A 19,758-nucleotide genomic window follows, 5' to 3' on the forward strand; every position below is an offset into this window, starting at 1 on the left:
TTTTTTATTAATTGTATAAATCCAAATAAACATCCTGTGTTGAATTACTTGCCAACTCTGCAATTTCAGAGTTAGAGAAAGAATCCAGATACTCGTTTACTTGAGCTTCTTCTTTTTTCGAAACAGGTTTTACTGTTTGCGTCACCGTCTTCTGTTCCCTGTTTTCACCAGCTTTTGTTAAAGAACTTTCAACATTTTGATTTACAAATGTTTGATTGCTATTTTCCACAGAAGTTAAATCCGATTTCAAAGTTTCATAAGCAATCTCGCTTTCTGGCTTTGGTTTTTTTTCATTAGATACTATTGCTGCCTGCGAACCTGTAGCTTCTGAACTGTCATTTGAATTTAAAACAAAAGTCGCTCCAAAAATCAAAGCTACTGACGCCGCCGCCGCATAGGCCCAGTTCAGTTTAAAAATAGGCGCTTTTTTAGCTGGCAGGACCCCATTCAGGACGTTTTGCTGAACATCATCAAATAATCCTTCGGGAACTTTGTAAATATTTTTACGTTCTAATTTTTCCAGATCGAAATCATTTATCCCGCTCAACACCTTTTCCTGAATATTTTCAAATAAATTATCGGGAACTGTGTAGATATTCTTGCGTTCTAATTTTTCTAGATCAAAGTCTTTCATGTTGTTGTTTCTCAAAAATTATCTCTCGTAATTCTCTTTGATATATTCTTCTATTTTCTGTTTGGCATAATGATAATTTGTTTTCAGTGTTCCTACCGACATATCTACAATTTTGGATATGTCTTCGTAGGGTAAATCATCATAATACCTCATCATGAATACCAATTTCTGCTTTTCCGGCAGACTCTGAATAGCACTCTGTAACAGCATCTGTATCTCTTCTGCATCACTTTCTGCATTATCGGCCACAAGATTCTGCATATAGTACTCCGGGTCTTCATCTGTTTTCTGCATCTTTTTCAGTTTATTGATCTGCTGCAACGCTTCATTGGTTGCGATTCTGTACAGCCAGGTGTATAACTGACTATCATTTTTAAACTGGTGAAAATTCTGATATGCTTTAATGAAGGTTTCCTGCAACGTATCCTGCGCAAGATCTCCGTCCACAATAATACGTCGTATGTGCCAATATAATCTACTCTGATAAGCATCCATTAGCGCTCGAACTCCTTTCTCCTGAGTTCGTGGGTTTTGCATCAACGTGATAATTTCCGCGTCTTTAATCTTCATAAGATGCTTTCATTGTTTTGGATTACAAAAATAATGGAAAGTTAAATTACTTATTCAATTTTCAGTCCAAATATTAAAAATAATATCAGACAGTTACACGGTAACTCCGGATTTTAAAGGCGGTATATAAATTTAGTACTGCTCTCAATCCTCCTCATAGTGCTTTCGTAAACTCCGGACAAAATCTTATCTTTGTTTTATGCAAATCGTAATTATCGGCTCCGGCAATGTTGCCTACCATCTGGCGAAGGCTTTTATCCTGAATACTATTTCCGTAGCACAGGTTTTCGGGAGAAATGAAATGGAATTGAGTAAAATTTCTCAAGAATTAAATATTCCTTATTCAACGGAAAAGCTGGAAGACGCAGATCTGTACATTATCTGTGTAAGTGACCGGTCTGTGGAAGATGTTTCTGCACTGATCACTAAAAAAGACTGCCTGGTGGCTCATACTTCGGGTTCTTTGCCTAAGGAAATACTGAAAGGAGGCTACAGAAAATCAAGTTTTTATCCTTTGCAAACCTTCTCTAAATCCAAAGATCTGGATTATACTCAGATTCCCTTTTTCATAGAAACGGAAACCGAGGATGACCAAAAAATCCTTAGTGATCTTGCTTCAGAGATTTCTGAAAGAGTGATGGAAAGTACGTATGAAAAAAGGAAGTATATTCATCTGACCGCCGTTTTTGCCTGTAATTTTGTCAATCATCTTTTTGCCAGAGCCAAGGAAATTTCGGACGCTCAGGAAATTCCTTTCAATTATTTCTTACCATTAATTGATGAAACGGTACGGAAAATTGATACGATCGAGCCTAAAGCAGCTCAGACCGGACCTGCGGTAAGAAATGATAAAAGAATTATGGAACTGCATGAACTGCTGCTAAAAGATGAAAGTCTTGAGATTTATAAAACAATGAATCATTCAATTCAAAAAATGTATGAGTTATAAAGAGAAATTAAAAGATATTAAGGCATTCGTATTTGATGTAGACGGTGTTTTTACCGACGGAAGTGTCTATCTGATGCCCGGCGGAAATATGTCCAGGGTCATGAATGTCCTGGATGGCTATGCCGTCGTTAAGGCGCTTAAAAACAATTATTTAATCGGTGTTATTACGGGAGGTAATGATGAAATGGTAAAGCACAGAATCAATTACCTGGGGATAAAAGATTATTATCCCAAATCACCTGATAAAATGGTAGATTTTGAAGATTTCAAAACAAGATATAATCTTAAAAACGAAGAAATCCTGACGATGGGAGACGATTTGCCTGATCTTCACATTATGAAAAACTCAGCGATTGCAGCCTGTCCTGAAAATGCGGTTCCTGAGGTTAAGGCAGTGGCCTCTTATATTTCTCCTGTGAAAGGAGGAAGCGGTGCTGTACGTGATGTGATCGAACAGGTAATGAAAGTTCAGGGAAAATGGCACAACGATAACACACAATCTATTTAAATAACTGATAATGAAAATATTATTAGCCTCTCAGTCTCCCAGGCGAAAGGAGCTTTTGTCTCAGCTGGGCTTTGAATTTGAAGTCGTAAAAATTGATTGTGAAGAAATTGTTCCCGACCATATAAAGGTAGGTGATTCCGCGGCTTATCTTTCAGAATTGAAAGCTGCTGCATTCGGAGTGCCTGAGAAAGGAGAAATTTTACTAACTGCAGATACTGTAGTTGCCATTGATAACCAATTTCTGGGAAAACCTGATCATGAAGATGAGGCCCGGGAAATGCTGAGACTTTTATCGGGTAAAGTGCATCAGGTATATACGGGAATTACCATTAAAACATGTGATAAAAGCATTACTGAAACTGATATGGCAGAGGTAGAATTCGATACGATCACCGATACTGAAATAGATTATTATATCCGGCAGTACCACCCTTTCGATAAAGCAGGAAGCTATGGAATCCAGGAATGGCTGGGGATGGCGAAAATAAAGAGAATAAACGGAAGTTTTTATACGATCATGGGACTTCCCACACATTTGGTATATAAAATCCTGAAAGAAATATAAATTTTTCCCATATAAATTTTTATTATTTTTACAAAATCATCAAACTACTGATAATAAAAAGTAGATTAGCGAGTTATATTGAGTAAATGAAAAAGAATATTATATTCCTCTTAACAGCATGTTTCCTGCTTTCCTGTGTTTCAAAACCCAAGAGACCTGAGCAGCGATCCAAGTTTATGAAAGGATTTTCCACATATTACAATACTTTGTTTAATGCTAAGGATGCATTGACCACTGAATTTGAAACCCGGGACAAAGCGCATAAAGACAATTTTTATGCACCTTATATCCCGATCCTTACCTTTGAAGATCAGCCTTTGGGAAGTGATCTGGGGCAGTCTTCAGCTTTTGCTGAAAATACCTTTAAAATGGCAGAAGTGAACAAACCTTCCGGGAGAAGTGCTCCGGGAATGCCACCAGCCATGCCGGGAGAAAGCCAGCCTTACAATTCCCAGAATGTATCCGGAAATGAGACCAGTTCCGATCCTGGACAGCCTACAGGGGCATCGACGCTGGAAATTGCTGAAGCAAAAGCCTTAAAGGCCATTAATAAATATTCGGTGATCAAACATGGGGAGGAACAGAATAAAAAGATCTTTGATGCGTATATCATCCTAGCCCAGTCTAGAATTTACCAGAATAAACCGCTTGAAGCTTTAGATGCGCTGAATTATGTCTTTACCCATATGAAGGATGATAAAAGACTTCCTCTGGCCAGAATATACCAGGGAGTTTCTTATGCAAAAATTAAAGACTATCACAGGGCTCAGGATATTTTTGCTAAGCTTAAAAGTGACGGAACCAGTAAGACTTACGGTAAGCTGCTGAGCATATATACCGCTGAAACATTTCTGGACGCGGGGAAAAAAGAAGAAGCAGCCAGAGAACTGGATCTCGCATTTGAACTGAATTCCAACCGGAAGCTGAAAAGCAGAATTGCTTATCTGAGAGGCCAGATATTGGAGGGTCTCGGTCAGAATGAGAAAGCCCGTGAAAGTTTCGCTTCTGCCTATAAATATGCCAATGACTTCGAATTTGAAGTAAAGTCCCAGATCGAGATTGCCAAAACCTTCAACGGAAAAGGCGACTATAACGGTGCTAAGAATTATCTGGAGGGCATCAGTAAAAAAGGAACCTACGGCTCAAGAAAAAACGAATTTTATTATGCACTGGGCCTGATGGCCAATAAGGCCGGTAAGAAAGAAGAAGCTCAGCAGTTTTTCAGAAGATCCCTTAAGGAGAATGTTTCTGATCCGCAGGTCCGCGGTTTGTCATACTACGAGATCGGGAACAGCTATCTTGAAAAAAACGACTATATCGGAGCCGGAAGTTATTATGATTCTGCCCTGGTGGCAATGACCTATGAGCCCTCAAAAGATCTTCTGAAGGAACAGGCTATCAACATTAAAAAAATCTCCAGAAATTACTATCTGATCAAGAAAAACGACAGTATTCTTTCACTGGCCCGTATGAGTCCTGAGCAGAAAAATGATTTCTTTACAAAATATATTGCAAAGCTTAAAGCAAAAGAAGAGAAAGACGAGCTGGAAAGAAGACGTGCCGAAAGAAGCAAAGGTTTTGATACCGGAGATTACAGCCAGAATTCACTTTTCGCCAACGGTCCCAATTCTTTTGCAGAATTTGGCACCACTACCAAAGGATTTTATTTCGCAAATACGAATACTGTGGCTAAAGGGACATCCAACTTTAAGCAGGTATGGGGAGACCGGGCTTTGGTAGACAACTGGCGTTTTTCCAAGAAAATGACTTCACTGGAAGATATGAAAAATGAAGCCCTGGGAGTTACGACAGCCCCTAATCCAAGGCGTTTTGAACCTGCTTTTTATATTGAGCAGATTCCGAATGATGCTTCAAAGCTGGATCAGCTTAAGAAAGACAGGGATACCGCTTCTCTGGGCCTTGGAATTATGTACCAGAATTATTTCACCAATACTCCCCTGGCGACAAAAACGCTGTATGACCTGATCGATGTAAAACCGGAAGAAAAAGTAATGCTGCAGGCTCTGTATGAAATATTTGCAATGAACTATGAAAAAACACCGCAGGCTGCAGAAAGAGCAAAGCAAATGTTGCTGAAGGATTATCCGTACACCTCATATGCAGAGTTTGCCAGAAATCCTAAGAGCAATACGTTTGTAAAATCTTCTGCTGAAGTGGAAAATCAATATAAACAGGCATATGCCCTATTCGAATCTGAGAAGTTCCAGGAGAGTAAATCTATACTGGACCAGGCTATCCAGAAATATCCGAAAGATGCTCTTATTCCGAAATTCTATCTGTTGAATGCCTTCAATTCAGGGAAAATGAGCGGTAAGGAAGTAATGATCCTGCAGCTGGAACAGATCGTTCTGAATTATGCCAAAACACCGGAAGGTTTAAAAGCTAAGGAAATGCTTAATTACCTGAAAAGCGATCTCAGTTTTCAGGCTACTGACAATAAAGGAAATGTGGTCTCTCAAAATTCAGTACCCGGGCAACCTGGGGGGCAGCCGCAACAGAATATGATGAATCAGCAGCAGTTTAATGGAAATGTAAATACACAACCTACTACCCCATCTTCCGGAAAGCCTCCAAAAATGCCAGGTAATAACGGAATTCAGATGGAAATGAAAAATCCAAATGCAGCCCCTGTAAAAACCCAATAAAAAAAGCGAAGAATTGTCTTCGCTTTTTAGGTAATTTATCACTGCATCAGATAGAATCGGATGATTTCTTTTTCTTTACTCCATGGAAATCCTTCAGATAGAACGGTTCGAAATAGGCGATATCTTCAAAGTCGTTATTTTCTATTTTCTCCAAAGTTCTCTTTATTAAATATTGTGCAGAAGGATAAATTGATTCCTGATAGTCTGCATCCGGCAGCTGTAGAATCTCTTTTGCTTTTACCGCACCATCGCCCACGAATACAATTTTTTTATCATGATATTCAGCAAAGGACGTTTCATCTAAAATCTTGGCTTCCGTCTGAGAAATCTCTGTACCCGAAATGCCGTCATATACAGCCGTATACACCTCCATTCTCCTCGCATCGATCAATGGGATAATATAGTCATACTTTTTATCTAAAAACGGCTCTATCATGCTTTCGAGAGAATTGATTGCAATAAGAGGAATCTTTAATCCATAACAAAATCCCTTGGCAGAAGCTGCACCAATCCTCAAACCGGTATAGGAACCCGGTCCTTTCCCCAGAGAAACAGCCTCAATATCTTTCATTGAGATCCCCGCCCCTTCCAGTGCCCATTCTACAAACGTGTGAAGGTTTTCTGACTGTTTATAGTTTTCCGAGACTTCTTCTGTGAGGCACAGCAGTTTTTCATCATCGGAAATAGCCACTGAGCAGTTCTTTGAAGAAGTTTCGATATATAAAATTTTCATTTTTTTATTTTAAGATTTTAAATTTACTAAAGCAGAACGCTTTGATTCTTTCTGCAAATTTAATTCTTTCTGAAATTACTTTCTGTAAATGGTTCTCGGTTCTGCCTGGGCAGCCGGATAAATGGTCATATCTGAAACACAAACATGTTTAGGCGCGTTGACACAGTACGCAATCGAATCTGCAATATCTTCTGCTGTTAAGGGTTGATATCCCGCATAAACCGTGGCCGCCCTCTCTGCGTCTCCTTTGAACCTTACTAAAGAGAAATCTGTTTCTACAGCACCGGGCTGAATGTTCGTCACCCTGATCCCAAATTCCGTCAGCTCAAGTCTCATTCCTTCGGAAATCACATCAACTGCTTTTTTAGTCGAACAATAAACAACACCATTGACATAAGTCTGCCGTGCTGCGACTGAACTAATGTTTACGATATGACCTGAATTTCTCTCTTTCATTGCAGGAATAATGGTTTTAGAAACATAGAGCAGTCCCTTCACATTTCCGTCGATCATCATATCCCAATCCTCTGTATTTCCATCAGAAAGAGGCTGCAGGCCATGTGCATTTCCTGCATTATTGATCAGGACATCAATATTCTTCCAACTCTCCGGCAAAGATTGAATGGCAGATTCCACTTCCTTTAAATTTCTGACATCGAATTTTAAACTAAAAACATCGGTAATTTGAGACAACTCTTTATTCAAAGCTTCCAATACTTCATTTCTTCTGCCACAGATAATAATCCTGTTCCCTTGTTTTGCAAAGAGTTCTGCCGTTGATCTTCCTATTCCGGAAGTTGCACCGGTAATTAATATAGTCTTCATAATTGTATAACTTTTTTGATATTTCGTATTTGTTTATTTATTGTCATATCTGAAATTCAACCTTGATATCAGCAGGACATTGATCAACTACAGCAAACGGATATTGATACGATGTGATGTATATCCATTAGTTTTATTGGCTATCGTAAATCAATAGTTTTAGATGGAGCAGGGTAGGGGCAATCCTAAAACTATAATTATAGATGAAACGACAATGCTGTAAATGATTTAGTAATATATTACGTTCTTATTATATGTCAGAGTACAGATTCCGTTAGTTAGCATCAAAAGACTTAAAAGCATCGATCATATGTTCCACAGATAAAATTCCTTTCTCATCCGGCAGGACCGATATGATATCGAATCGCGCTTCCTGATTTTTTTTGAATTCTTCCAGATAATGATTGGCAGCATTAACAATGGACCGTATTTTAGTTTTTGTTACGGCTTCATGAGGCATGATAAAAGTATCGGTAGAACGTGCTTTTACTTCCACAATAACGATCATCTGATCTTTTTCAGCTATAATATCAATCTCAGCTTTTTGAAAACGAAAATTTCTGCACAGAATTCTATAGCCATTTTTCACTAAAAATTCTACCGCAATATCTTCTGCTAATTTACCAAAGTCATTGTGATTTGCCATAATAAATTTATATTTTTGCCATACTTTTTTCAAACCTATGAAATTTAATTTACTTTTCTATTTTTTTGCATTAGTATGTTCAATGAGTTGTTCTTCATCTGAGGATATTAATGAAACTCCAGCAGATATTAAGACAAAAAATATAATGTTCATTGGTGCGATTAATCAATATTATGCTTTTGATTCAGGAAGTGGTCACTTAAAGTGGTCTTTTTCAGTTGCTAACGGAAGTTTTACATACAGTACCGCTTTTTATTATAATAATGTAATATATGTTGGTTGTACTGATAGCTATTTATACGCTTTAGATGCTAATAATGGAAGTTTATTATGGAAATTCAAAACAAATCAAGCAATCGAATCAAGCGTGTATGTTTCCAATAATACTGTTTTCTTTGGTAGTGATGATGATAATTTCTATGCACTGGATGCTACAACAGGAGATTTAAAATGGAAGTATACTACTGGTTTTAATGTAAGTTCTAGTCCTATTGTATCCGGAGAAATAGTATATTTTGGTAGTGATGATGGCTACCTCTACGCCTTAGATCAAAGTAATGGAACTCTGAAATGGAAATATTATGCTGGAAATATTTTTAATTCTTCTTCGCCTTCGATAATTCAAAATAACCTGTACATCGGAAATAGAAATGGTAATATTTACAATATTAATAAAGTTACAGGCGGATTAAATTGGAAAGTACAACTTGGAAGTTCTCTTGAATCTTCTTCTCCTACAATTTTGGATGGATATTTATATACTACTGATGAAAATTCTCTGTATAAAGTAGATGCTTCTACAGGAAATATCATTTGGCAATCCTACAACGCAGGTGGTTATTCCAGCAGTCCTTTTGTAAATGAAAACTATATTTCTGTAAATTCCAGCTCAGGTAGTCTTCTTGTCATTGATAAACAAACAGGAAGTATAAAGTGGCAAAAAACCATATATTCCAATAGTGCAGAAGCTGTCACTACTAAATCCACTGTTTTCATTGGTGGTGGAGGTTCAAATTTTATATATGCTTTTTCCGAGAACGACGGTACGCAAATATGGAAATACCCAATAAATTCAGTTGTTACTTCAGCTCCCGTAATAATCAATAACGATGGAAAATTAGTTTATCCAAGCAAGTCTGGCGGGAGAGATTAAACATTTCTAAAACTCAATCTTAACCTTATTCTTAGCCTGTAATTTCACATTCCCACCGATAATCAAAGGGCGGTTATCTTTGATATGCCCATTTGGAAATCCGAATACAGCCGCGAAATTGTACTTTGAAATTTTGTCTGCAATTAATTTATAAGCAAACGGATCAAAGCTTTCATGGTATTCGTCATTTTCTTTTTCATCGCCCATATTGGTCATTCCACCAACGATTAATCCTGAAATTTTATCGAACACTCCAGCCAGTTCCAGGCTCATGATCATTCGGTCCAAAGGATAAAAGTTTTCACCCACATCTTCAATGAACAAAATTTTATCTTTGAATTCGAAGGAGTATTTGGTTCCCATCAGGGCATATATAAGGGCTAAATTCCCTCCGACGAGTTCTCCTTCAATATTCCCTTCTTTATTTAATTCATGCGACATAAGGTTGTATTCCGGCATTTTGCCCTGCAGGGCATCAAAAATAAGCTCATACGTCTCGTCTGTTACTCCGGAAATGGGTGTTTTAACGGTTTGCCCGTGAATTGAAGCAAATCCGTTCTTCAGTAAATAACTTTGGATTACCGTATTATCCGAGTATCCGATATACCATTTAGGATTCTCTGCAAAACTGTTTAAATTAATATGTTCTATCAGATGCTGACATCCATATCCGCCTCTGGAAGCCCACACCGCGGAGATTTCCTTATCGTTAAAAGCCCAGTTGATGTCTTCTGTTCTTTCCTGCTCAGTTCCTGCATAATTGTAGCCGTTCGAAAATCTGGAATAAAGGTTTTTTCCTAAAACAGGCTCGAAACCTTTACTTTTAATAAGTTGAATTCCGCCTTCCAGCTCGGAAGATTCTACTGCTCCGGCGGGGGAAATAACAGCGATTTTTGCGCCTTTCTTAAGAGACTTGGGAAAGATTATCTTTTTCATTTTGTTTCTTGGTATTTAACTTCTTTTTTTTCAGCTTCTTCCAACCGTTTATCAAACTGATTGAATTTTTTGAAGCTTTGTAAAAAGATAAAAAAACTGAAGACAATAAGTATGCCTCCGACTATTCTTCTTATTTTATTGGCTAAGGTCTGAGTGAGTTTATCATGGAATTGTTTGGCCAGAAATATCTTAGCCAGATCAATACACAGGTAAGTGGCAATCACAATTCCGATATAGAGTATAAAACTGCCGGTATCCGGATACTGATTTCTTACGGAAATTACCGTAACCAGCCAGAAAAGAATCACCCCGACATTCAGAAGATTAAAGAAAAAACCATTCATAAAGGTTTTAAAATAGTTTTGACTGATGATTTTATCTTCACCCGGCATATGCATTTTGGTCTTAGTAACCATCATCACAATTCCGTAAACCAGGATGAGAATAGAGGTAATTCTGTAAAAACCGGGATGTTTGTCAATTAATGTTACAATATCTGCGCTCGCATAGTAGGCAGCCAGAATGCAGAGGAGATCTGCGGAAATAACTCCAATGTCCAATGCTAAAGCATGCTTCGGGCCCCTGGAAAAGCTGGTTTCAATAAGCAGAAAAAAAATAGGTCCTATAAAAACCAGGCTCAGCATAAATCCTAATACGATAGCAGATAATATAAGTTCAAACATTCAGTAGTATTTTAAATGAAAAACAAGTTTCATCCCGTTTATACAAATTTATACTTTATGATTTAATAAATCAACAATCCGGAAATGCAATTGCTTTCAGCTTATCGGTTCATGCAGTTTTCGTTGTACGTAAATTCAAAATCTTTTCTGATTTTCATTCCCAGTATTCCTCTTTCAAAAGTATACGTTATTTGGTTTTTAAATAGCATTCTTTTATAATCTATAAAAAAACTCCGGGTCATATACGAATACTCATAGGCATTGCCATTGAGGTAGATGTAGGTGGTTTTTCCTTTCTGATGGCTGTGCTTACTCCCGACTTCGGCCATCATATTTCTGAAGCAGTAGGTTTCCCTGACCGGATTCATACCCGTAAGGTAATTGATCAGAAAAAATGAATTGACTATCATTGGAAAGGTGACCCCGTAGAAATATTTCTTTCCTAACGGCCCTGTCTTCAGAATTTTTTTCCTGATCAGAACAGAACATACCATGATCAGAATGAAGATGATGGCTACAAATAAATAAAAACTGATAACAGTATTAAAAACTACTGTTACCAACAGGGCCACATTGAGCAAACTAAAAACGATATATTTATCGGTTTCCGTCATGAATTAATCTACAATTTTGAAATCAAGCTGTTTCTGAATTAAGTTGGCTTTCACCACCTTGATCTGAACCTGATCTCCCAACTGGTATCTTTTTCCGTGTCTGGACCCGTATACTGCATGTGTTTTTGCATCATAGGTATAAGAATCATCTACAAGATCTCTCAGCTTAATGAGACCTTCTGCACCGTTTTCGGGAATTTCTACCCAAAAACCAAATTCAGCAACTCCGGAAATGACTCCATTGAAGGTTTCACCCAAATGTTTCTCCATGAATTTTACCTGCATGTATTTGATGGAATCTCTTTCTGCATCGGCTGCGAGTCTTTCCATAGAACTGCAGTGTTTGGCTTTATCTTCCAGTTCCGGTCTGCTCGGAGATTTTCCTCCATCCAGGTAATGCTGAAGCAGCCTGTGGGCAAGCAGATCGGGATAACGTCGGATAGGAGAGGTGAAGTGGCTGTAGTAGTCGAACCCTAGACCGTAGTGACCGATCGGTTCTGTAGAATATACTGCTTTACTCATGCTTCGCATGGCTAAAGTTTCAATCATATTCTCTTCGCCTTTTCCTTTTACATCGTGCAGTAACCTGTTTAAAGATTCGGCTACCTTTTTGGTATTGGCAAGATCCATTTTGTATCCGAATGTAGAAACAAAATCTCTTAAGGATTCTAATTTTGCCGGATCCGGATCATCATGAACCCTGTAAATGAAGGTATTCTGAGTAATTTCTCCTCTCTTATTGAGAGATACAAATTCTGACACTTTTTTATTGGCCAGCAACATAAATTCTTCAATCAGATGATTCGAATCCTTACTTATCTTAAAATAAACCCCGATCGGCTGGTTATTTTCATCCAGGTTGAAACGAACTTCACTTCTGTCAAAAGTAATTGCTCCGTTTTTGATCCTCTTCTGACGCATAATTTTCGCCAGCTGATCGAGAACCAGAATTTCCTCCGCCAGATCGCCTTCCTTAGTTTCTATCCTTTCCTGAGCTTCTTCATAAGTAAATCTTCTGTCGGAATGAATAACCGTTCTTCCAAACCATTGCTTCTGAATTTCAGCGTTGTCATCCAGTTCAAAAACGGCAGAGAACGTAAATTTATCTTCGTGGGGACGCAGCGAGCACACATCATTACTTAAAACCTCAGGAAGCATAGGTACGACACGGTCTACCAGGTAAACAGAAGTTGCTCTCTGATAGGCTTCATCATCCAGAATGGTGCCGGGAACAACATAGTGTGATACGTCTGCGATATGAACACCTACTTCCCAGTTCCCGTTTTCTAACTTTCTCATGGACAATGCATCATCAAAATCCTTGGCATCTTTAGGATCTATCGTAAAAGTTAGTATATCACGCATATCCCAGCGTTTCGCGACTTCTTCTTCATTGATACTTCTGTCGATTTTATCAGCATCTTTTTCCACTTCTTCGGGAAAATTATAAGGAAGACCGTATTCAGCCAAAATTGAATGAATCTCTGTTTCATGTTCCCCGGGTGCACCTAAAACCGTAATAATTTCGCCTTCAGGATTTTTATCTCCCGGCCTCCATTCGGTCATCTTCACAATAACTTTATTACCGTCTTCAGCGCCTCCGAATTTGCCTTTAGGAATAAAAATATCAGTATTAATCGACTTTTTATCACAAACGACAAATCCGAAATCTTTATGAGGTACCACCTGAAGGGTTCCTACAAATTCGGTCCTGCTTCTTTCCAGGACTTCCAGTACTGAACCTTCAATTTTTTTACCTTTATATGTATAGGTTACGATTAAAACTTTATCACCCTGCAATGCATCTTTCACATTTTTAGAATGGATAAACACATCGTCTTCCATTCCTTCAACATTTACATAGGCATTTCCTGACTGGTTAAAATCGATAATCCCGGTAAGGGTACCTTTGATATTGAGATTAATGATATACTTTCCTTTATCAGTTTCTTTAATTCTTTCGGAGGACTGAAGTTTGTGCAAAGCCTGAATCACCAGCTCTCTCTGTCTTGGATTTTTATGATCTATTCCGTCTGCAATCTGTTTATAATTATAGATTTTTGTGGAGTTTTCGTTCATAAAGCGCAGGATCAGTCTTCCGATTTCCTGAAGTTTATGATCATTTTTCTGGCTTATATATTTTCTTTTTTTTGACATTTTTAATTTTCTTATTAATTAATCTCATCACAGTTTCCGGGTTTTGTATCCTTAGAATATATATCCGGCATACATCGTCCCGCCCGGTGAGAATTTTATTTTGTTTCTTATACAAAATCAGGATTTAGCTCTTCTGATATGTACGACTTTATTTTTAATTGACCACCAATACCGCTTTAGGGTTTGTAAGTTCACTTCATATATTTCCCCGGCAGCATTTATTATCAGAATTACATCAATTTTCCTTCCAAATTATTCTACAACTGGGAGTTTAGTTTTATAAAGATACTATCAATATGGAGACAAGTAGGAAAAAAAAACCTTTATAAATATCTTTTGATTATCAAGATAGGTTAGTGGAAATAACAGACTGGTATCATCTATTGGACATGCAAATATATGAAATAAAAAATAAATAAGGCCTGTAATTTGATTTACAAGCCTTTATAATTAGCAAAATGCGATTTTATCAACTCTGTTCTGGTGTCTGCCACCTTCAAAGTCCGTGGACAAAAACTTCTCTACGATTTCAATAGCCAGTTCCTTCGATATGAATCGGGCAGGCATAGAGATCATATTGGCATCATTATGCTGTCTTGCCAGGCTGGCAATCTCCGGCATCCAGCAAAGGGCACAACGTATTTTCTGATGTTTGTTCGCCGTGATCTGGACACCGTTTCCGCTTCCGCATATCAAAATACCCAATTCATTCTCTCCGTTCTCAACAGAAGTCGCGGCAGGGTGTACAAAGTCCGGATAATCCACACTGTCTGTGGAAAACGTTCCAAAATCCTGAACCTCAAAGTTTTCTGATAAATAGTTCTTAACAATCTCCTTATACTCGTAACCGGCATGGTCACCTGCGATAGCAATTTTTCTTTTCATAATTCCTGTATTATGTCTTATTCGATTTATTTCCACACAAATGTAAGTATAATGTGGATAAGTCTTAAATTTTAGGGAGTAATTTGTGAAATGCATTGTTAATAACTGTGGAAAAGTATCGCGAATTAAATGTTTCGTAACATTAGAAAAATTTGTAACGGAAATTTTATCAAAATTTTTTGTTCACAATTTTCAAAAAGTTTTCTGGGACTAATCTCCGGGTTTTCCATAAAGCACTTATTAATAACAGGGATTAATGAAAGTTACCCACATTTGTTAATAAGTATCCAAAATACCACGCTTACAGGATATTATAATGTAGATAACCTGTGAATTGAATAAAAATTATTTGTTATCAATTTTTAGAGTAAAACTTATCCCCGTTACTAACAAGACTCAACAACAACTACATTATTTCTTTTTTTAAAGAGAAGAAGAATATGTTGATTATTGAATGAGTGGTCTGGGGGAAACTTTTTAAAAACTTTTAAAAGGTTGCGCTCTTCAAAAATTTTAAAATCTTACATTTGTGAAACGAAAATTCAAAATATCCAGGAAGCTGACTTGCCCGAAATTTTTATAAAGCTTAGAAGAAGTCTGTTCCGGGATGACCGAAGAAATAATATAAATGTACATATGAAAACAATCAATGATTTCAATTTTAATGAAAAGAAGGCTCTTGTAAGAGTTGATTTCAATGTTCCGCAGGATGATCAGCTTAAAGTAACAGACAATACAAGAATCGTAGCTGTAAAGCCTACGGTAGATAAAATTCTGAATGATGGGGGATCTGTAATTCTGATGGCTCACCTGGGACGGCCAAAAGGAGAAGTGAATGATAAATTCTCGCTTAAACATATTGTTGATGAAGTTTCCAATGTTCTGGGCAAAGAAGTGAAATTCGTAGATGAATGTGTAGGGGAGAAGGCTGTACAGGCTGCCTCTGCTCTTAAAACCGGAGAAGTTCTTCTGTTAGAGAATCTGCGTTTTCATAGTGAAGAGGAAAAAGGGGATGCTGATTTTGCTGAGCAGCTCTCGAGACTGGGAGATGCTTATGTGAATGATGCTTTCGGAACTGCGCACCGCGCTCATGCTTCCACTGCCGTTATTGCAGATTACTTCCCATCAACTAAGTTTTTCGGTTTATTAATGGCTGATGAACTAAAAGCGATTGATAAAGTTTTAAAATCCGGTGAGCGCCCTGTTACTGCTATTCTCGGTGGATCTAAGGTTTCAACTAAAATTACCATTATAGAAAATATACTTCCTGCAGTTGATAATCTGATTATCGGAGGAGGTATGGCATTTACATTTATTAAAGCATTGGGTGGCAAAATCGGTACTTCGTTAGTAGAAGAAGATAAGCTGCCTTTAGCATTGGAAATTTTAGGAAAAGCAAAAGAGCATCAGGTAAAAGTTTATCTTCCGTCTGATACGATAATCGCTGAAAGTTTCAGTAATGATGCAGAAAGAAAGGAAGCTGATATTTATGAAATTCCGGAAGGCTGGATGGGATTGGATGCAGGTCCGAAATCTAGAGATCAGTTTAATGATGTTCTTCTTAATTCCAGAACAATTCTTTGGAATGGTCCGATCGGGGTTTTCGAAATGTCAAATTTTGCTGCCGGAACTGTTGCTTTGGGTGACAGTATTGCTGAAGCAACCAAACTTGGTGCTTTCTCTTTAGTAGGAGGAGGGGACAGTGTAGCATTTGTTAAACAATTTGGTTATGGTGAAAAAGTAAGTTATGTTTCCACCGGAGGCGGTGCCATGCTGGAAAGTCTGGAAGGATTGGAGCTTCCTGGAGTAGCTGCAATTAATAAATAAGAGATTTATTTTTATAAATGAGTCCGCTGAAATTTTTCAGTGGACTTTTTTATTTTCAAGAGTCTTAAATTAATTTTATAAGCTAAGATTTTTTTCGGTGGTCGGTAATCTGATTTGCAGTTTATATTGTTAAATCTTGGGTAACTGCTTTTAATTATTTTTCAGATTGATCACTGGGCAGATTAATCATATTAAACTTTTCATCTATTATGTTGATATTATAAGATAGTTATAATAATGTAAGGTCGATTGTTTAAAAAAGTTTTAATTATAAACTGAAATTATTTTTATTTCAAGAGTTACTAACGTTTAACTAACAAATTTAAGTGGGAGTTAGGCAATTTTTAAAATATAATCGAAATACTCAGAATGCATGGATTAGGGGAGTAGTTGAAATAGAAAAACCCGGAGTTAATTCCGGGTTTTTTTAGGTTTTTATAGAAGTCAGCGGGAAAATTGGCCTTCAGAAATAGCCCAAATTTCCATTTTCTACTTTTTTTCAATAATGTATATCAGACTTGAAAATTCGTTCGAAAAAAGGGCTTTTATGTTAGAAATCGTTCCGTAAAGTATGGCTTTGAACCAAAATAATGGTGATTTTTTATATTTTTCGCTCAGCATGGAGATGTAGTAGGAGTCTAATACCAATGGTTTTATTTTTCTCATTTTCCAATTCGGTTTTTTTGAAATCAGGTTTTCCATTCCGGTTTTTGAAAAATGATAAATATGCCGGGGTACATCATAGGCTGCCCAATATTCTTTATAATGTCTTGCGTCATAAGAGGTGGGATTGGGAACCGCAATAATCAGTAAACCTTTTTCTTTTAATTTGCTGTTGAAAATTTCGAGCATCTCATCCTGGTTTTCTACATGTTCAAAAACATGCCAGAGCGTAATTGCATCTAAGCTTTGATCTGCAATTAAATCGATATTATCTATAATCTTTGCCTTAGAGATTTTATTTTTTGCGGCGTTTCTTGCGTCAGTGTCAGGTTCAAAACCAAAAGCTTCAAAATCATTTTCTATATATTTCACAAACTCTCCTGCGCCACAACCGTAGTCCAATACTTTTGCGCCTTTTTTAATCCTGTCCAGCAGAATTGTTTTTTTATACTGTAAATTAAATGACTGTAAAAATTTGTAGAGTTTTTCTTTTATACTCCCTGAATCTTGATGGTGGGAGATATAATTTTCACTTTCATAGTATCTGGATATATTCGGTGGAATAGGGGAGGTCTTAAAGACACCTTTAGTCTCCGTTTCTTTAATTTCAAATATTTCCTGGGTTAGAAAATGATCTTTTATTTTCATTGAATTATTTTTCTTTACATTAAAATTAAGATATCTGTTAACAGGTTGTACCATCGCAGATATCTTAATTTTTTCCTTTTATCTGTGTAAATGTTTCACGTGAAACATTTATAATTTAACGTCCCAAATAGACTAATAAAACATTAATATCAGCCGGTGAAACTCCACTGATCCTACCTGCCTGGGCAATTGTTTTTGGTCTTACGTTTGACATCTTCTGTTTTGCCTCGGCCGAAAGACTTGAAATTGCTTTATAATCAAAATCCTCCGGAATCTTAATATTCTCTAAACGGTTGAGTTTGGCGACATTTTCTTTTTCCTTCTCAATATATCCTTTATATTTAATATTAACTTCAGCCTGTTCTCTCACTTCATCATCGAATTGAGAGGTGAATTCTTTAATGGTTTCGATTTGATCCAGTTTATCTAAAGTAATATTAGGTCTCGTAAGAAATTGTGAAGCTCTATAAGCCTGATCAACAGGATTACTTTCGATACTTTCCAATATCGGATTAATGATACCGGGTTTTAAAGAAGTTTCTCGGAGAAATGTCTCAAGCTCCTGGCTTCTAGCTACTTTCTCATTTACACGTCGTAGTCTGTCTTCTTTTGCTAATCCCAGTTCAAATGCTTTTTCTGTAAGCCTGATATCAGCGTTGTCCTGTCTTAAAAGAAGTCTGTATTCTGCTCTTGAAGTAAACATTCTGTAAGGCTCTTCAGTACCTTTGGTAATAAGGTCATCTACCAGAACACCAATATAGGCTTCGTCTCTGTTAAGAATAAATTCTTCCTTTTCATGTACTTTGTTATGAGCATTGATTCCTGCGATTAAACCCTGTCCCGCTGCCTCTTCATATCCTGTAGTTCCGTTGATCTGACCTGCAAAATATAAATGATCTACCAGTTTTGTCTCTAAAGTATGTTTGAGTTGAGTAGGGGGGAAGTAGTCATATTCAATAGCATAACCTGGACGGAAAACCTTTACATTTTCAAAACCGGGAATATGCTTCATCGCTTTAATCTGAACATCTTCGGGAAGAGAAGAACTGAATCCGTTAACATAAATTTCTACCGTTTTCCATCCTTCTGGTTCTACAAAAAGCTGATGGCGGGTTCTCTCTGCAAAGCGATTGATTTTATCTTCTATACTGGGACAGTATCTGGGGCCTAAACTTTGAATGGTGCCGTTAAACATAGGACTTCTGTCAAAGCCTTCCCGTAAAATATCATGTACCGCCTCATTTGTATATACGATATGGCAGCTTAATTGTTTTGTTAATTTTGGAGTGTCTGAATAACTGAATTTCTGAGGGTTTTCATCACCTTTCTGCTTTTCCATTTTGGAATAATCAAGACTTCTTCCGTCTACTCTCGGTGGAGTACCGGTTTTCATTCTTCCTGCTTCAAATCCTAAAGAAACCAATTGTTCGGTAATACCAAAAGCTCTGGGTTCTCCCATTCGTCCTCCTCCCAATTGCTTATCTCCAACGTGGATAAGACCATTAAGAAATGTACCGTTGGTGAGCACTACAGATTTGGATCTTATCTCAATTCCTAATGATGTTACAACGCCGACAGCTTTATTGTTTTCAACGATAAGCTGTTTTACCATATCCTGAAAGAAATCAAGATTAGGGGTATTCTCCAATGCAAGACGCCATTCTTCGGCGAAAAGCATTCTGTCATTCTGTGTTCTCGGGGACCACATCGCAGGACCTTTAGAAAGATTCAGCATTTTAAACTGAATGGCAGACTTATCCGCTATTATTCCTGAGTATCCTCCCATGGCATCAATTTCCCGGACAATCTGCCCTTTTGCAATTCCTCCCATCGCAGGGTTGCAGCTCATCTGTCCGATGGTCTGCATATTCATGGTAACGAGCAGGGTTTTAGAGCCAAGATTTGCTGCTGCTGCTGCTGCTTCACATCCTGCGTGACCGGCACCAACTACAATTACATCATATATTTCTGAAATCATTTTTTACTGCTTATTTAAAGCCTTATATTTTTATATTTTTACAAATGTTTCACGTGAAACATTGTTTATATTTTATAATTCTAAATGGTGTAACCATTAGTTTCATTTAGCCCCGATC

At 37.3% G+C, this 19,758-nt stretch carries 18 protein-coding genes; 6 read left to right on the top strand and 12 right to left on the bottom strand.

What is annotated here, in order from left to right; translation table 11 throughout:
- Positions 1 to 7 precede the first annotated feature (7 nt).
- Together ODZ84_RS14080 and ODZ84_RS14085 are read right to left on the bottom strand one after the other, a co-directional pair.
- Positions 8 to 634, bottom strand: a complete 627-nt coding sequence (locus ODZ84_RS14080; RefSeq protein ID WP_266172999.1) for a hypothetical protein — start codon at positions 632 to 634, stop codon at positions 8 to 10.
- Between the two features lie 18 nt (positions 635 to 652).
- A complete protein-coding gene (locus ODZ84_RS14085; RefSeq protein ID WP_266173001.1) occupies positions 653 to 1,204 on the bottom strand; it encodes an RNA polymerase sigma factor in 552 nt (183 codons plus the stop codon).
- Positions 1,205 to 1,403: 199 nt separating this feature from the next.
- On the opposite strand from ODZ84_RS14085, the gene ODZ84_RS14090 reads away from it, so the two are divergent.
- The 4 genes from ODZ84_RS14090 to porW all read left to right on the top strand — a co-directional run bounded on the left by ODZ84_RS14090 (position 1,404) and on the right by porW (position 5,892).
- On the top strand, positions 1,404 to 2,153 hold the full coding sequence (locus tag ODZ84_RS14090; RefSeq protein ID WP_266173003.1) for a Rossmann-like and DUF2520 domain-containing protein: 750 nt from the start codon (positions 1,404 to 1,406) through the stop codon (positions 2,151 to 2,153).
- Complete coding sequence (locus ODZ84_RS14095) at positions 2,143 to 2,661, top strand: KdsC family phosphatase (protein WP_266173004.1); 519 nt, start codon at positions 2,143 to 2,145, stop codon at positions 2,659 to 2,661. The genes ODZ84_RS14090 and ODZ84_RS14095 overlap by 11 nt, the downstream gene beginning before the upstream one ends.
- Positions 2,662 to 2,671: 10 nt before the next feature.
- Positions 2,672 to 3,226 carry a Maf family protein gene (locus tag ODZ84_RS14100; protein WP_266173005.1) on the top strand — a complete coding sequence of 185 codons (555 nt, stop codon included), beginning with the start codon at positions 2,672 to 2,674 and terminating at the stop codon, positions 3,224 to 3,226.
- Positions 3,227 to 3,312: 86 nt separating this feature from the next.
- Complete coding sequence (gene porW / locus ODZ84_RS14105; protein ID WP_266173007.1) at positions 3,313 to 5,892, top strand: type IX secretion system periplasmic lipoprotein PorW/SprE; 2,580 nt, start codon at positions 3,313 to 3,315, stop codon at positions 5,890 to 5,892.
- Between the two features lie 46 nt (positions 5,893 to 5,938).
- On the opposite strand, the gene tsaB is transcribed toward porW, so the two are convergent.
- From tsaB to ODZ84_RS14120, 3 genes are all read right to left on the bottom strand, one after another.
- Positions 5,939 to 6,625: a tRNA (adenosine(37)-N6)-threonylcarbamoyltransferase complex dimerization subunit type 1 TsaB gene (gene tsaB / locus ODZ84_RS14110; RefSeq protein WP_266173009.1), complete on the bottom strand. Its 687-nt coding sequence runs from the start codon at positions 6,623 to 6,625 to the stop codon at positions 5,939 to 5,941.
- Between the two features lie 75 nt (positions 6,626 to 6,700).
- A complete protein-coding gene (locus ODZ84_RS14115; protein WP_266173010.1) occupies positions 6,701 to 7,450 on the bottom strand; it encodes an SDR family NAD(P)-dependent oxidoreductase in 750 nt (249 codons plus the stop codon).
- A 274-nt stretch (positions 7,451 to 7,724) separates the two neighbouring features.
- Positions 7,725 to 8,096, bottom strand: a complete 372-nt coding sequence (locus ODZ84_RS14120) for a YraN family protein (RefSeq protein WP_266173011.1) — start codon at positions 8,094 to 8,096, stop codon at positions 7,725 to 7,727.
- A 37-nt stretch (positions 8,097 to 8,133) separates the two neighbouring features.
- Between ODZ84_RS14120 and ODZ84_RS14125 the strand changes: the two genes are divergently transcribed.
- Positions 8,134 to 9,249, top strand: coding sequence for an outer membrane protein assembly factor BamB family protein (locus ODZ84_RS14125; protein ID WP_266173012.1), 1,116 nt, complete (start codon positions 8,134 to 8,136; stop codon positions 9,247 to 9,249).
- Between the two features lie 6 nt (positions 9,250 to 9,255).
- On the opposite strand, the gene ODZ84_RS14130 is transcribed toward ODZ84_RS14125, so the two are convergent.
- The 5 genes from ODZ84_RS14130 to rpiB all read right to left on the bottom strand — a co-directional run bounded on the left by ODZ84_RS14130 (position 9,256) and on the right by rpiB (position 14,524).
- Positions 9,256 to 10,185 (bottom strand): S66 peptidase family protein, encoded by a 930-nt coding sequence (locus ODZ84_RS14130; protein WP_266173013.1) that lies wholly within the window; start codon positions 10,183 to 10,185, stop codon positions 9,256 to 9,258.
- On the bottom strand, positions 10,182 to 10,868 hold the full coding sequence (locus tag ODZ84_RS14135; RefSeq protein ID WP_266173014.1) for a LysE family translocator: 687 nt from the start codon (positions 10,866 to 10,868) through the stop codon (positions 10,182 to 10,184). The genes ODZ84_RS14130 and ODZ84_RS14135 overlap by 4 nt, the downstream gene beginning before the upstream one ends.
- A gap of 101 nt (positions 10,869 to 10,969) precedes the next feature.
- Positions 10,970 to 11,482: a hypothetical protein gene (locus ODZ84_RS14140; RefSeq protein WP_266173015.1), complete on the bottom strand. Its 513-nt coding sequence runs from the start codon at positions 11,480 to 11,482 to the stop codon at positions 10,970 to 10,972.
- A gap of 3 nt (positions 11,483 to 11,485) precedes the next feature.
- The gene (rnr, locus tag ODZ84_RS14145; protein WP_266173016.1) at positions 11,486 to 13,639 is read right to left on the bottom strand and encodes a ribonuclease R; all 2,154 of its coding nucleotides are present in this window, start codon (positions 13,637 to 13,639) and stop codon (positions 11,486 to 11,488) included.
- Positions 13,640 to 14,089: 450 nt separating this feature from the next.
- Positions 14,090 to 14,524 (bottom strand): ribose 5-phosphate isomerase B, encoded by a 435-nt coding sequence (gene rpiB, locus ODZ84_RS14150; protein WP_266173017.1) that lies wholly within the window; start codon positions 14,522 to 14,524, stop codon positions 14,090 to 14,092.
- Between the two features lie 636 nt (positions 14,525 to 15,160).
- Between rpiB and ODZ84_RS14155 the strand changes: the two genes are divergently transcribed.
- Complete coding sequence (locus tag ODZ84_RS14155) at positions 15,161 to 16,351, top strand: phosphoglycerate kinase (RefSeq protein ID WP_266173018.1); 1,191 nt, start codon at positions 15,161 to 15,163, stop codon at positions 16,349 to 16,351.
- A gap of 489 nt (positions 16,352 to 16,840) precedes the next feature.
- On the opposite strand, the gene ODZ84_RS14160 is transcribed toward ODZ84_RS14155, so the two are convergent.
- Positions 16,841 to 17,662 carry a class I SAM-dependent methyltransferase gene (locus ODZ84_RS14160; RefSeq protein ID WP_266173019.1) on the bottom strand — a complete coding sequence of 274 codons (822 nt, stop codon included), beginning with the start codon at positions 17,660 to 17,662 and terminating at the stop codon, positions 16,841 to 16,843.
- A gap of 115 nt (positions 17,663 to 17,777) precedes the next feature.
- A complete protein-coding gene (gene mnmG, locus ODZ84_RS14165; RefSeq protein WP_266173020.1) occupies positions 17,778 to 19,640 on the bottom strand; it encodes a tRNA uridine-5-carboxymethylaminomethyl(34) synthesis enzyme MnmG in 1,863 nt (620 codons plus the stop codon).
- Between the last annotated feature and the right edge of the window lie 118 nt (positions 19,641 to 19,758).

The organism is Chryseobacterium fluminis (genome assembly GCF_026314945.1).
GTDB lineage: Bacteria > Bacteroidota > Bacteroidia > Flavobacteriales > Weeksellaceae > Chryseobacterium > Chryseobacterium fluminis.

Bases quoted from the DNA above. Each gene is read 5' to 3' on its own strand.
- ODZ84_RS14135 (WP_266173014.1), bottom strand. From the start codon at position 10,868: ATGTTTGAACTTATATTATCTGCTATCGTATTAGGATTTATGCTGAGC.
- ODZ84_RS14130 (WP_266173013.1), bottom strand. From the start codon at position 10,185: ATGAAAAAGATAATCTTTCCCAAGTCTCTTAAGAAAGGCGCAAAAATC.
- ODZ84_RS14160 (WP_266173019.1), bottom strand. From the start codon at position 17,662: ATGAAAATAAAAGATCATTTTCTAACCCAGGAAATATTTGAAATTAAA.
- porW (WP_266173007.1), top strand. From the start codon at position 3,313: ATGAAAAAGAATATTATATTCCTCTTAACAGCATGTTTCCTGCTTTCC.
- ODZ84_RS14155 (WP_266173018.1), top strand. From the start codon at position 15,161: ATGAAAACAATCAATGATTTCAATTTTAATGAAAAGAAGGCTCTTGTA.
- rnr (WP_266173016.1), bottom strand. From the start codon at position 13,639: ATGTCAAAAAAAAGAAAATATATAAGCCAGAAAAATGATCATAAACTT.
- ODZ84_RS14085 (WP_266173001.1), bottom strand. From the start codon at position 1,204: ATGAAGATTAAAGACGCGGAAATTATCACGTTGATGCAAAACCCACGA.
- ODZ84_RS14125 (WP_266173012.1), top strand. From the start codon at position 8,134: ATGAAATTTAATTTACTTTTCTATTTTTTTGCATTAGTATGTTCAATG.
- mnmG (WP_266173020.1), bottom strand. From the start codon at position 19,640: ATGATTTCAGAAATATATGATGTAATTGTAGTTGGTGCCGGTCACGCA.
- ODZ84_RS14115 (WP_266173010.1), bottom strand. From the start codon at position 7,450: ATGAAGACTATATTAATTACCGGTGCAACTTCCGGAATAGGAAGATCA.
- ODZ84_RS14120 (WP_266173011.1), bottom strand. From the start codon at position 8,096: ATGGCAAATCACAATGACTTTGGTAAATTAGCAGAAGATATTGCGGTA.
- tsaB (WP_266173009.1), bottom strand. From the start codon at position 6,625: ATGAAAATTTTATATATCGAAACTTCTTCAAAGAACTGCTCAGTGGCT.
- ODZ84_RS14090 (WP_266173003.1), top strand. From the start codon at position 1,404: ATGCAAATCGTAATTATCGGCTCCGGCAATGTTGCCTACCATCTGGCG.
- ODZ84_RS14100 (WP_266173005.1), top strand. From the start codon at position 2,672: ATGAAAATATTATTAGCCTCTCAGTCTCCCAGGCGAAAGGAGCTTTTG.
- ODZ84_RS14140 (WP_266173015.1), bottom strand. From the start codon at position 11,482: ATGACGGAAACCGATAAATATATCGTTTTTAGTTTGCTCAATGTGGCC.
- ODZ84_RS14095 (WP_266173004.1), top strand. From the start codon at position 2,143: ATGAGTTATAAAGAGAAATTAAAAGATATTAAGGCATTCGTATTTGAT.
- rpiB (WP_266173017.1), bottom strand. From the start codon at position 14,524: ATGAAAAGAAAAATTGCTATCGCAGGTGACCATGCCGGTTACGAGTAT.
- ODZ84_RS14080 (WP_266172999.1), bottom strand. From the start codon at position 634: ATGAAAGACTTTGATCTAGAAAAATTAGAACGCAAGAATATCTACACA.